The organism is Halorussus marinus (genome assembly GCF_004521895.1).
GTDB lineage: Archaea > Halobacteriota > Halobacteria > Halobacteriales > Haladaptataceae > Halorussus > Halorussus marinus.
Map to the genome: position 1 here is coordinate 327,013 of NZ_SBIR01000001.1, position 12,229 is coordinate 339,241.

Genomic DNA, 12,229 nt, shown 5'->3' on the forward strand with positions numbered 1-12,229 from the left:
CTCGGTCACGGGGAAGCCCCCGAGACACGAGCCGAGAGCGAGCGCTATAATAGAATGCAGATGGCATGTTAGTTATCTATTGTTTGTTGGCTACCATTTAGATATTGGTGTTTTATAATATGTGTAAATTACGGTTCGATTATGTCTGGTTCAGGGGTGGCTCACTCGCGAACGTACCCCGTTGGAATCGGGATACCGTTTTGGGTCATGGCGTCAGGGTTCGAGGTCGATGCTGAACGTCCCGCTCGACGATAGGTCGAGGACGATATCGTCGAGGTACATATCGAGGTCACTGTCGCCGCTCGCTGTCTGCAACGAAAGCGCCAGGACCGTCTCGTCGTGATAACTGTTTTCGGGATGCTCGTCGCCGGACGAGCCGGGGAAGGCGTCGTCCCAGTCGTAGTCGCCGCCTTGCAGGTCGCTCAGAGTCGGTTGATCACTCGCCGCCGGCTTCGGGACGGACGGGACGTGGTCGTAGAAGCGCAACTGGTGCTGTGCGCTGCTTGACGTTCCGAACTCGTTCCATTCGCCCGTTACGAAGTTCGGACTCCCCCCGTCGGCGTCCGCTGGTAGCGCCTGCAACCGACTATCGTACCACGAGGCGTCCTCGCCGTCGTCCTCGGGTTTCGTGTAGATGGTCAGGTAGATGTCCGACCCGCTGTCGTCGGCCCCGCCGAGGCCTTCGGGACTCTTGAGCCAGTACGTGATGTCGTTTATATCGTCGACCGTGAATTTCGGGAGGTCGTGAAAGCTGGAGAACTCACTCCCGAAGTAAAGCGTGCGCTTCGTCGCTTGACTCCCCGCGTACCACGATCCTTCGCCGGTGTGTGCCTCGTTGGTCGTGGGCTGCCAGGGCTGGTTGCTCGCCCAGCTCGAATCGCCGGTAATGGCGACGGACGAACCGCTCGGCTCCTGGAGCAGTTCGAACGTGATATCGAACTCGACGCTGTCGCCCTGTACGGCGTTGCCGGCATCGCTGGGGAGGCTGCTCTCGAAGATGAAATCCACTTCGTTGTCGTTTCCGATAGCCTCGTTCGGATTGTACTCGATTCCGGTGACGCCACTGACGTTGTTCCGCGGGTCTTTGTTCGTCGAATCGAGCACGACTGTCTCGATGTTCCCGTCCTGATCCGTATCGAAGCCCGCGCGCACGTCGAGCGCGTGTGCTCCCCCGGCGGCGTGTGCACGGCCGAGTTCTCCGGTGGATTCCCCGTCTTCGCCGGGCGCACCCTGTTCCGGTTCGAGAACGCCGTTCTCGTGGTTCGTGAGCGCGCCGAGGTCGAAATTCAGGTGGCCGGGGAGGCTCCCGGAGTTCTTGAGCGTAGTCGACCCGCTGTCGCTCTCGCCCGGTGCGACGCTGACCTCGACTGTCGTCGTCGCCGACCCGTCGTTGCCGTCGGCGGTGAGATTCAGCGTCCCGGCACTGACCGTATTTCCACTGCTACTCTCTGTATCGCTGAAGTACGCAAACGTTCCCGCGCCTGTGCCCGCGGCCGCGGCGCCGACGGTGCCGAGACCGAGGAGCGCTTTCCGTCGGGTGAGTTCGATATTTTTGTCTGACATTGTTTGCTCAACCCCGTTAGGGGAAATACCCACCAGCGGAATCGAACCGCCGTCAGCACCAGCGTGGGGTGGTCGAAGACCGAGGGGCAACCCCTCGGCACTCTGGGCTACGAGTTCTGGTTCGACCCTTGGTGTAGGGAGAAGGCGACTTCGGTCTGGACGATGTCGCCCTGATACTGGTTCGGGGTGCTTTCGTGCAGACTGACCTCGATTCGCATCCCTGTGTTGTCCTCGTCGGCGCTGTTGGTCGGTGTCCCACCTGCTGGCGGCGGCGCAAACCCGTCCAGCGCATCGTCGTTCGCCGACGCGGCGAGGTCGGCGAGATCGATGAACGAGTTTCCGTTCGTGTCTTGGATGTAGTGGTCGTCACCCGGGGAGGCCTTCGCCTCCCCATCGTTGACGAGCGTAATCATCGACACCGGGCTACCTCCGGAGTCGTACTCCTCGATATACGCTAACTTTTCAACGTAGACGTACTCCGCCATCCCCTCGGCGCCATCGACTGGGTCGCTCTCGGGAGCACCGCCGTCACCTACGACAGTTTCGTCAGTGCTGGGATCGCCGTCGCCGTCTTCCAGTTCCGTGTTCCGGAAGTCGATCTCGACGTGATCACCGTCGACGCTTCCGGTATTGTGGAGTTGTGCGAAGAACCCCGAAGAGTAGGCCCCGCTTTTGGCCTTTCCGCCGGGTGCCGCACCGGTGAAGCTGTACCGGACGGTCGACCCGCCGTTCTGAAGATCGAGGTTCATCGTCCCGGCCTGTACGCTGTTTCCGTCGCTTGACTCCGTGTCGCTGAAGTACGCCCACGTCCCGGCACCCGCGCCACCCGCCGCCACTCCCGTCGTGGCTAGACCACCGAGTAGACGACGGCGGGTGAGTTCGAACCGACTTTTGTCGTCACTCATCTGAGGTCACCTAATTAGTTGCTGGGCTGTTCCAGAGTGAATTTAACGTCTGCTTCGACGCTGTCACTCTGGATTTTATTATCGACTCCCGATGGGATCTTATAATCGACTTCCAGAGTTCCAACGTCGTTCTCGGCGAGTTGACCAAGGGTTTTGGAATGTCCTTGGCTGATCTTGCTCGCCTTTACCATATTCGACTGACTGGTCCCGCTTCCGTACAGGTCAGTCGTGCTTCCGTTCGGACCCTTGTACCTGACGTATACCTTCAGATTCTCATCGAGTTCACCGTCGGAGCCGGGACTGTCGACCGTCCCGTTTGGATCGTCAGATGCTTCAGCCTCGTTAACGCCGTTCTCGTTACTTTCGAAACGGGTGACTTTCATCTTCAGGTCACCGGTGATGGAACCGGTATTCTTCAGCTTCTGGGTCCCGCTACCAGCATCTCCGGGAGCCGCACCGGACACCTGCAGGAGGTTCCAGTCACTGGACCCGTCATTCGTCAGGTTCAGCGTCCCCGCAGACACGCTGTTGTTATTGCTCGACTCCGTGTCACTGAACAGCGCCATCGTCCCCGCGCCCGTGGCTGCGGACGCAGCGCCGACGGTGAGAACGCCTCCGAGTACTTTACGCCGCGACAGGTCGAATCCGCTGTTGTCGTCGTCGGTCATAGTTTGCTCACGACGGGTGTCCCGTCGTCACTCACAGCTTATACGACAACCATTCCATATATTGGCCCGTTGACGGGAGTTCAGGGCGGGCCTGTAACCGTGCAAACAGTGTCAGAAAAACCGTCTTGGTCCGCATACAGGTCGTTCAAAGACTGTTTGATACGGCCGCCGTCTCCCGATTCGGTGCTCGGATCCGTTTCGGATCACGCTCTCGTTGAAACGTAGGATAAGCTTATGTGACGGTACGTTCAAATTATAAATATGTCAGCGGGTGCGAAATCGACACCGGCCTCCCAGCCGTCCGGGACCGAGGCCGACTCGGGGGAGCCGTCGCGCGAGGAGATATTCGAGATCGTGAGCAACCAGCGTCGCCGACACGTCGTCCACTACCTGCGCCAGCGGGACCGCCCCGTCGAGCTCCGGGAGCTGTCGACCCAGCTCTCGGCGTGGGAGAACGAGGAGGCGCCCGCGGAGGTCACCCACGACGAGCGCCGGCGGGTGTACACCGCGCTCCGCCAGACTCACCTCCCGAAGATGGACGAGGCCAACGTCGTCGAGTACGACGCCGACCGGAGCGTCATCGAGTCCAGCGACGGGATCGAGGACGTCGAACTCTACCTCGACGTGGTGCCCGACGCCGAGATCCCGCGCAGCGAGTACTACCTCGGGCTCGGGGCGGTGTGTGCGGCGCTCCTGACGGTCGCGTGGGTCGACATCGTCCCGTTCAACGCGCTCCCGGACATGGCGTGGGCGGGCCTGTGCATCGCGTCGGTGATCGTCTCGGCCGCGGTCGACACCTACTACGAGCGCAAGCGCCGGCTCGGTAGTGCCGGGTCGCCGCCCGACGTCCCGGAGATCGAGTCGGCCGACGAGACCGAATCGCGGTCATGAGCCAGCAGTTACCGCCGGATCACCCGCTCTCGCTCGCCGCCGCCCCGACGACCCAGCGGGAGTTCGTCTGGCTGTGGATCGTCGCGACGACCGGCTACGGCGTCGGCGACGTGGTCACGACGATTGCGCTCGTGAACTACCACCCCGCGGTCACCGAGGGGAACCCGCTGCTCGCGCGCACGATGGAAGCGCTCGGGCTCGGCGGGCTCGTGGCCGCGAAGCTGGTGGTGTTCGGGCTCTGTTTCGGGCTCAGCTACTACGCGATCCGGGTGTGGCGCGACCGGGTCATGTACTACTTCGCGCCCCTCGTCTTGCTGGTGTTCGGGGTGTTTTTCACCGTCTACAACGTCCGGCTGATGCTCGGCTGACGCGCCGATCGGCGACCGAGCCGAACGGACGCGAGCCCCGCCGACCGAGGGGCGATCACGTCCGCCGGGGCGTCCGTCCGCTCGGAGCCCAGCGACACTATCCGGTCGTCGTCTCGGCGCCGACGGTCGTCTCGTCGCCGTCCGCCCCGCGAACGACGACCTCCTCGATGGTGTCTTGGTCCCACATGAAGTGGACGAACGGCTGAGTCTCGCCGCTCGGGAGCTCGAACGCGGTCGGGACCGGACTCGTCTGAGGGCCCTCCGGCGTCCCCTTGATCGGCGGCATGAACAGGTGCGTGTGATGGGGCCGGCCGAGGTAGCGCTCGTCTTCGGCCAGCGGGAGCTCCTCGTCGAGCGCCAGCGCGTAGCTGTCCGCCTTCCGGACGTTCTCGGATGTCATGAAGTGCATGACTCGTCTCTCGTCGACGACCTCGCCGTTGATCCGGAGCGCCCCCAGCCCCCACAGCGCCGCGTAATTGAACATACGTGGCATTAACGGCGTGCCCGTTCCGGTGATCCCGTGGAGCCACGTTCCGGTCACCACGCCGCCTCCCGTCTCCCACGGCGGGAACGGCGGCTTGATGACGTGGTCGAGCACGGCCTCGTACTCGTTTCCGGCCGGGTCCCCAAAGCGGGCGGTCACCGCGGCGGTGTCGCGGGTGTCGCCGGGCCCGCCCGGGGTGTCCCACGGCTGGCGGTCACTGTAGGTCAGGTCGAGTTCGCCCTCGGTGGGTTCGGCCGAGTCGCTGTACCCGGTCAGGACGTCGGCGATCGTGTACGCCGATTCGTCCTCGTTCGTGCGTCGCTGTTCGAGCGGGAGCCCCACCTGAAACGTCTGTTCCTCCAGGACCGCCTTCACCGGTCCCTCCGCGACGTCGACCCAGTGGCGGCCGGTCATCCGGGGGTTGTCGGGCGTCCCGAAGACGTACTCGCTCAACGCTCGCCGCCCGGGGAGCACCCAGTGGGCGGTGTTGCCCGGCGCCTGCGTGACCCGGACGTCGATGCCCGGCCACCCCGTCTCCCCGTCGGCGTCCTGTTCGAACCGGATCGGCACGTCGCCGAGGCCGTCGACGCCGAGTGCGCCGACGCCCGCGAGCGCGCCCAGTTGCAGAAACTCCCGTCTGTCGTGTGTCATTCTCTCTCCACCGAAGGTATCCACCACTCCGCCCCGAATAAGGGCTTGGCGGTTGTGCGCCCGACCCGCGAAACCGCCCCTAGAACTCGTCCAGCCCGACGTTCTCGCCCTGATACGAGCCGTCGTAGGTGCCGTCGTGGTCGGCTTCGGCGAGCACCAACTGGGCGATGCGCGCGCCGGTCTCGATCTCGATGTCGCGGTGGACTTCGAGCAGTCCCTCGCCTTTCCCCTCGTAGCCGGCGTCCCAGACCGCGGTGTTCAGCATACAGGAGTTGCGAAGGAGCGACGACCGCGGGTAGATGTAACCGACGTGACCCTCGGGGATCCGGACGGTCTCGGCGTACTGAACGACGTACCCGCCGGGCGTCAGGTAGTAGCTCTCGGGGGCGTCGTCTGCGACCTGCTCGGTTTCGAGTCGCTGTCGGGCCCCGATCTCCTTGCCCTCCCGGCCGATCCGGCCGGGTTCGCGCTGCTCGTACACCGCCGCCAGCGTGAGGTCGACGCCGTTTGGCTGGACCTGTTCGGCCGTCGTCTCCGAGACGTGTTCGGCCACGTAGGAACCGCTCTCGAACATACGCGAGTGGAATTCTCGGCGGCGTATATCGGTGCCGGAGTCCGATCGGTGTGTCAGAGGCCGACGGTTCGCGTAACAATTACCGGCCGACGTGCGGATTTACGACTGTCCGAATGAACAGAAACACGCGGGATTTATACCCGAGGAGAGTCGATATTCGTGCGTTATGGGACAAACGCTAACGGAGAAAATACTCGAAGACCACCTCGTCGACGGTGAACTCGAAACCGGCGAGGAGATCGGAATCGAGATCGACCAGGTACTGACACAGGACACCACGGGCACCCTCGTGTGGCTCCAGTTCGAGGCGCTCGGCCTCGAAGAGGTCCAGACGGAACTGGCGGCCCAGTACTGTGACCACCAGACCTACCAGTTCGACTTCAAGAACACCGACGACCACCGGTTCCTCCGGTCGGCGGCCGGAACCTACGGCGCGCACTTCTCGCGACCGGGCAACGGCATCTGTCACAACGTCCACAAGGAGAACTTCGCCGCACCCGGCAAGACGATGCTCGGGTCCGACTCCCACACCCCGACGCCCGGCGGCCTCGGCGAGCTCGCGATCGGCTCGGGCGGCCTCGACGTGACCGTCGCGATGGGCGGGGGCCCCTACTACATCGAGATGCCCGAGGTCGTCAACGTCCGACTCGAAGGCGAGCTCCCCGAGTGGGCGACCGCCAAGGACGTCATCCTCGAGATGCTCCGGCGCCTCAGCGTGAAGGGCGGCGTCGGCAAGATCTTCGAGTACACGGGCCCGGGCGTCGAGAGCCTCTCGGTCCCCGAGCGGACGACCATCACCAACATGGGCACCGAGCTCGGCGCCACCTCGTCGATCTTCCCGACCGACGAGAACACCAAAGACTACCTCGAACGGCTCGGCCGCGGCGAGGACTACGTCGAGGTCGGCCCCGACGAGGACGCCGAGTACGACGACGAGATCGTTCTCGACCTGAGCGACCTCGAACCGCTCATCGCCAAGCCGTCGATGCCCGACAACGTCGTGCCGGTCAGCGAGGTCGCGGGCACCGAGGTCGACCAGACCATCATCGGCTCGTGTACCAACGGCGCCTACGAGGACATCCTCCCGGCCGCCAAGATGCTGGAGGGCCGCGAGATCAACCGGACGACCGAGATGATCGTCGCGCCCGGTAGCAAGCAGGCCTCCGAGATGCTCGCCCGTCAGGGCTGGGTCGCCGAGATGATGGCGGCCGGCGTCAACTTCTCCGAGGCCACCTGCGGGGCGTGTATCGGCATCGGTCACGTCCCGGCCAGCGACTCCGTCTCGCTCCGGACGTTCAACCGCAACTTCGAGGGTCGCTCGGGCATCGAGGACGACAACGTCTACCTCTGTTCGCCGGAGGTCGCCACCGCGGCGGCCATCAAGGGCGAGATCGTCGACCCGCGGGACCTCGCCGACGAACTCGGCGACCTCGAGGACCCCGGCTTCGAGCTCCCCGACGAGTATCTCGGTAGCAACGTCGACCTCATCAGCCCCGACGAGGCGCCCGACGACGAGCTCATCAAGGGCCCGAACATCGGCGACGTCCCGCTCAAAGACGAGCTCGACGCCCACCTCGAAGGCGAGGCCCTCCTGAAGATGGAGGACAACATCACGACCGACCACATCATCCCGGCGACCTCCGACATCCTGAAGTTCCGGTCGAACATCCCGAAGCTCTCGGAGTTCACCCTCTCGCGGGTCGACGACACGTTCGCCGACCGCGCGCTGGAGGCCGACGGCGGCTTCCTCGTCGCCGGCGAGAACTACGGACAGGGTAGCTCTCGCGAGCACGCGGCGCTGTGCCCGATGTACCTCGGCGTGGAGGGCGTGCTGGCCCAGAGCTTCGCCCGGATCCACAAGGCGAACCTCTTCAACTTCGGCCTCATCCCGCTCACCATCGACGAGGAGACCTACGCGAAGATCGAGCAGGGCGACGACGTCGAGATCGTCGACGACGTGGCCGAGGCGGTCCGCTCCGGTCAGGAGGAGTTCACCGTCCGCATCAACGACGACTGGGAGGCGACGGCTCACCTCGACGCCTCCGAGCGCGAACGCGAGATTCTCGCCGACGGCGGCAAGCTCTCGCACACGAAAAAGCAGGCCGAGTCCGGCGGCGACTCGCCCGCGCCCGCGGACGACTGAGTCGATAGCCACACTGCGTTTTTTTCTTTCGTCGCGCTCGGAGCGACCGGTGTCGCGAGCGCCGCCGCTCGGAGACCGCAGTTGGAGCGCTTCAGACCCTCGAATAGCGACGCCGGCGAAACGTTTTTATCGCTGGACGGTGAATTATTACACGAAAGAGTAAAAAGAATATAAATCGGTGTCTTTTTCTATCATTTCCGCGTAGCTACTGTTCCCGCGCTCGAACCCGCCGACGCGGACGCTCAGAACCGCGACTCGAAGCGAGCGCTCGACGACGCGGCCCGACCCCGAACCGACCTGTAAACCGCGACACCGAACCCATATATGCCAGACCAACCCACGCCGGACGCCGCCGACGTACCGATAGACTCCGACCCCGACGCGCTCCGCGCCCGCGAGGGCGTCGACGTCCGCGAGGAGACCAGAGTCCACGACGACCGCGACCACTGCGCGGCCGACGGCGAGGGCCGGGTCGCGGTCGGAGTCACCGACGAGGCGGGGGCCGTCCTCGCGATCGTGCTGGACGACGGCTCGCGCGCGATGCTACCGAACGGGACGGCCGAGCCCGGCGACGACTGGGCCGCCGCCGGCCGCGAGCGCGTCGAGCACCTGACCGACCTCCGGGTCGAGATCGACGGCCCCGAGCGCGTGCGGCGGGTCGAACACGTCGTCGAGGGGAGCCCAGACCCCCACGCCACGAGCTACGAGGTCGTCTTCGCGGCCTCGCCCGCCGACCCCCCGGACGAGCGCCGAGTCTCGGACGGCTGTGACTGGCGCGCCGAGTGGCTCGACGAACTCCCGGACGCCGTCGAGGACGGTCCCGCCGCCGAGGACGTTCGGCTGTTCGCGGACTGAGCCGGCCCTTTTTGAAACCTGTTTTATCGCTTTGCCCGTTCGCGAGTCCGTCTCCGGGGCGACGGTGAACGTTGCTGGCCCGCGAGCGACGAGCGAAGTCGTTCGAAAGGCATCGCCTTTCGTGATGACGAGAGAGCTTCGGTCTCTCGGACCACGAGGAGCGAGCTGGCCAAGCGAGGACCGGAGGGACGAGCGCAGGCTTTTCATCAACGTTTTGCAAGCGAGCGCCGCTCGGGGCGCGAGCGCAGCAAAAGGTTGTGGGGGAGAGTTCGGGAGCTTGCACCTCCGGCCGGAGAGTGCGTTCGATTCTACCGTTCGGCCTCACTAAAAAATTACGAGTGTCCACCGGGCATGACACTCTTAAGGGTCGGGCGCAAACCACCGGACGTGACAACCGCTGGCGTGGGTGACGAAACCGACGTGCAGGTCCGCCAGGCCGTGCAGGCAGACCTGCTCGCGGTGTTGCGAATCGAGCGCAAGTCGTTCCCCCAGCCGTGGCCGTTCTCGGCGTTCGAGCGCTACCTCGGCGAACCCGGCTTTCTGGTGGCGGTCGACGACGCCCGGGACGACGAGAGCGTCGTGGGGTTCGTGGTCGCCGACCTCGTGCCGAACCACGGCCGGCCGCTCGGCCACGTCAAGGACATCGCGGTCCACCCCGACTGTCGCGGGCGGGGGCTCGGCAGGACGTTGCTCGCCCGCGCGCTCGCCGTCCTGGGCGAGCACGGCGCGCACACGGTGAAACTCGAAGTCCGGGAGAGCAACGACGTCGCCCGGTCGCTGTACGAGGAGTTCGGCTTCGAACACCTCCGGAGGTTGCCGCGGTACTACGACGACGGCGAGGACGCGCTGATTCTGGTCGTCGAGGTCGACGAGTAGCGTTCGCGAGCGTGGCGCTTTTGCGGGCCCGGAACGTACCCCGGCCCATGGGACACGCCTGCCCGGTCTGCGAGACGCCCCATCCCGACCCCGAGCACCTCGCCAACCACCTCGCGTTCACCGCGATGCTCGGCGACGAGGCCCACGAGGCGTGGCTCGACGAGCACGCTCCGGGGTGGCACGAGCAGGGCGAGGACGAACTCGCCGAACGCGTCGCCGAGTACGGCGGCGAGGTCGGCTTCCCGCAGGTCTTCGACGACACGACCCACGACCACGATCACGGCGACGAACCCCGCGCGGGCGACCTCTTCGAGGACGAACTCGAACGCGCCAACGGCCGCGGCCGCGGATCGGCGGCCGGCGGCGCCGGCGCGGGCGCGCTCGACGGCGAGGCCCAACAGATCCTCCGGGAGGCCCAGGAGATGACCGAACAGTTGCTCGACGAGGGCGACGAGAGCGACGGTGGGAGCGTCGAGGACGACGGCGCGGACGAAAGCGAGTAGTTCCCCGGGTCCGAACGCCCGCGCATGGAGACTCACGGGTTTCTCGCACCCGAGACCGAAGCCGCGGCCCGCGACCGCTACGAGGCGGTCGGGCCGGCGGCCCAGACCGTCGTCAAGGAGACCGCCAAGGCGATGGCGTTCGACCGCGAGGAGTACGACGAGCGCGTGACCGGCGAGGTGATCGAGACCGCCCGCGACGCGCTGTTCGCGTCGCTGCTGGCGGTCCACACCGGCGACCGCGAGGAGTACGAGTCGTGGCTCGCCGACCGCGACCGAGAGGTGACCGAGCGGGGAAGCGAACACGTCTCGCAGGTCGCGTGGCACGACGCCCTCGGCGAGACGGTCGTCGCCGCCACCTACGAGACCGAGACCGACGCGGCGGTGGCGACCCTCCGGCGACAGGCCTACGGGAGCGTCTATCGGGAGCGACTGGTGGCTCCGGAGTAACGCTTTTTTTCCGGCAGGACGGAGTATCGAGTATGACCGAAATAGCAGTGCGGAAACTCGGCGTGCTGGGCGTGCTCGGCGTGTTGGGCGTCTGGACGGGCGAGCCTGCGCTGTTCGGTCTGTTCGCGCTGTTCGCGCTGTTCGGGTCCGACCGGACGATCGAACTCCCGACCGCCGGGAGCTAAGGCTCCGGTCCGCTCGGCGCCTCCCGCACCTCGTCGGTGCAGGCGGCGTACTCGTCGCGGGGGGCGTTGCACTGCCCGTCGCACGGGTGGTCGACCAGCGCCCTGAGCCGGTCGATCGCCTCGGGCGACAGCTCCTGTCCGAACGCGCGCGGGTCGTCGTCGAGCGCCGCCGGATCGAGCCCGAGGTCGTCTTCGAGGAAGTTCTCGGCCACACACCGCCGCCAGAGGAACTCCCGTGCGGTCGCCTCGCCAGCGTCGGTGAGCGCGACCCCCTCGTACTTCTCGTAGTCGGCGAGCCCGCGCTCGTCGAGCCCGCGGAGCATCTCCGTGACGCTCGCGGCGCTCACGTCGAGTTCCGCGGCGAGCTCGCCGGTGCCCGCCCGACGGTCCGACCGCGCGGTGAGCAGGTGGACGTGGCTCAGGTACCGCCCCACGCTCTCGGAGACGTCGCTCATCGTTTTCTGACTCGCCGCGAACGATAATAAGCCTACTCCCGACGGTGTGGGGCCGGCGCCCGACGGCCGGCGATGGTCATGCTTTACCCGGCGGGAGCCGACCGACCTCACATGGGAGACGACTGGCGCGTCATCGAGTCGGTCGCGGAGTACGAGACCGGCTGGTACACCGGCGGCTACGATCTGGTCGAACAGCCCGACGGCTCGACGAAGCAGTACTACTGGGCCGAACTGCCGCCCGCGGTGGTCGTCCTCGCGGTGACCGACGACCGCGTCGTCTTCGTCGAGCAGTACCGGCCGACGATCGCCGAGACGTGTCTGGAGTGTCCGGCCGGCATCGTCGAGGACGGCGAGTCGTACACGACCGCCGGCGCCCGGGAACTCCGCGAGGAGACCGGCTTCGACCCCGCGGGCGTCAGCCTGCTGGAGGACTTTTACTGTTCGACGGGCGTCCTCCGCCACGAGCGGGGAATCGTCTTCGCGGAGGGACTGGCGCCGGTCGAGCAGGACCTCGACGACAACGAGTTCCTCTCGGTCCGATCGATACCGGTCGCGGAGGCGCTCGACGCCGCCCGCGAGGCCCCCGCCAACGACGCCACCATCGAGGCGCTGTTGCTCGCCGAGGCCGAGGGACTCCTCTGAGTCGGGGGCGGGGCCGAGG

The 12,229-nt window shown here is 65.9% G+C and carries 15 protein-coding genes; 9 read left to right on the forward strand and 6 right to left on the reverse strand.

The genetic code is table 11. The features are described 5' to 3' along the window. Positions 1–213: 213 nt before the first annotated feature. The 3 genes from EPL04_RS01555 to EPL04_RS01565 are packed head-to-tail and all read right to left on the reverse strand — an operon-like array spanning position 214 to position 3,136. Positions 214–1,653, reverse strand: a complete 1,440-nt coding sequence (locus EPL04_RS01555) for a TasA family protein (RefSeq protein ID WP_209019537.1) — start codon at positions 1,651–1,653, stop codon at positions 214–216. Between the two features lie 17 nt (positions 1,654–1,670). Next, on the reverse strand, positions 1,671–2,468 hold the full coding sequence (locus EPL04_RS01560; protein ID WP_134668766.1) for a TasA family protein: 798 nt from the start codon (positions 2,466–2,468) through the stop codon (positions 1,671–1,673). A gap of 14 nt (positions 2,469–2,482) precedes the next feature. Further along, entirely contained in the window at positions 2,483–3,136 is a 654-nt protein-coding gene (locus EPL04_RS01565; RefSeq protein WP_134668768.1) for a TasA family protein, read from the reverse strand. Positions 3,137–3,397: 261 nt separating this feature from the next. Between EPL04_RS01565 and EPL04_RS01570 the strand changes: the two genes are divergently transcribed. Beyond that, positions 3,398–4,027, forward strand: coding sequence for a DUF7344 domain-containing protein (locus EPL04_RS01570; protein WP_134668770.1), 630 nt, complete (start codon positions 3,398–3,400; stop codon positions 4,025–4,027). Next, positions 4,024–4,395: a hypothetical protein gene (locus EPL04_RS01575; RefSeq protein ID WP_134668771.1), complete on the forward strand. Its 372-nt coding sequence runs from the start codon at positions 4,024–4,026 to the stop codon at positions 4,393–4,395. The genes EPL04_RS01570 and EPL04_RS01575 overlap by 4 nt, the downstream gene beginning before the upstream one ends. A gap of 97 nt (positions 4,396–4,492) precedes the next feature. On the opposite strand, the gene EPL04_RS01580 is transcribed toward EPL04_RS01575, so the two are convergent. Then, positions 4,493–5,530, reverse strand: a complete 1,038-nt coding sequence (locus tag EPL04_RS01580; RefSeq protein WP_134668773.1) for a hypothetical protein — start codon at positions 5,528–5,530, stop codon at positions 4,493–4,495. A gap of 79 nt (positions 5,531–5,609) precedes the next feature. After that, positions 5,610–6,104, reverse strand: a complete 495-nt coding sequence (locus tag EPL04_RS01585) for a deoxyuridine 5'-triphosphate nucleotidohydrolase (RefSeq protein ID WP_134668775.1) — start codon at positions 6,102–6,104, stop codon at positions 5,610–5,612. A gap of 166 nt (positions 6,105–6,270) precedes the next feature. Between EPL04_RS01585 and EPL04_RS01590 the strand changes: the two genes are divergently transcribed. From EPL04_RS01590 to EPL04_RS18560, 6 genes are all read left to right on the forward strand, one after another. Beyond that, positions 6,271–8,247 carry an aconitate hydratase gene (locus EPL04_RS01590; protein ID WP_134668776.1) on the forward strand — a complete coding sequence of 659 codons (1,977 nt, stop codon included), beginning with the start codon at positions 6,271–6,273 and terminating at the stop codon, positions 8,245–8,247. Positions 8,248–8,571: 324 nt separating this feature from the next. Further along, positions 8,572–9,102 carry a hypothetical protein gene (locus tag EPL04_RS01595; RefSeq protein WP_134668778.1) on the forward strand — a complete coding sequence of 177 codons (531 nt, stop codon included), beginning with the start codon at positions 8,572–8,574 and terminating at the stop codon, positions 9,100–9,102. 387 nt (positions 9,103–9,489) lie between these two features. Then, positions 9,490–9,978: a ribosomal protein S18-alanine N-acetyltransferase gene (rimI, locus tag EPL04_RS01600; protein WP_244605545.1), complete on the forward strand. Its 489-nt coding sequence runs from the start codon at positions 9,490–9,492 to the stop codon at positions 9,976–9,978. A 47-nt stretch (positions 9,979–10,025) separates the two neighbouring features. Beyond that, entirely contained in the window at positions 10,026–10,481 is a 456-nt protein-coding gene (locus EPL04_RS01605) for a DUF5810 domain-containing protein (RefSeq protein ID WP_134668782.1), read from the forward strand. A gap of 24 nt (positions 10,482–10,505) precedes the next feature. After that, positions 10,506–10,928, forward strand: a complete 423-nt coding sequence (locus EPL04_RS01610) for a DUF5809 family protein (RefSeq protein WP_134668784.1) — start codon at positions 10,506–10,508, stop codon at positions 10,926–10,928. A gap of 32 nt (positions 10,929–10,960) precedes the next feature. Continuing rightward, positions 10,961–11,113 carry a hypothetical protein gene (locus EPL04_RS18560; protein ID WP_167599391.1) on the forward strand — a complete coding sequence of 51 codons (153 nt, stop codon included), beginning with the start codon at positions 10,961–10,963 and terminating at the stop codon, positions 11,111–11,113. Here EPL04_RS18560 and EPL04_RS01615 read toward each other — a convergent pair. Continuing rightward, positions 11,110–11,568 carry a metal-dependent transcriptional regulator gene (locus EPL04_RS01615; protein ID WP_134668786.1) on the reverse strand — a complete coding sequence of 153 codons (459 nt, stop codon included), beginning with the start codon at positions 11,566–11,568 and terminating at the stop codon, positions 11,110–11,112. The genes EPL04_RS18560 and EPL04_RS01615 overlap by 4 nt on opposite strands. A gap of 111 nt (positions 11,569–11,679) precedes the next feature. On the opposite strand from EPL04_RS01615, the gene EPL04_RS01620 reads away from it, so the two are divergent. Further along, positions 11,680–12,210: an NUDIX hydrolase gene (locus EPL04_RS01620; RefSeq protein ID WP_134668788.1), complete on the forward strand. Its 531-nt coding sequence runs from the start codon at positions 11,680–11,682 to the stop codon at positions 12,208–12,210. The last annotated feature ends 19 nt before the right edge of the window (positions 12,211–12,229 follow it).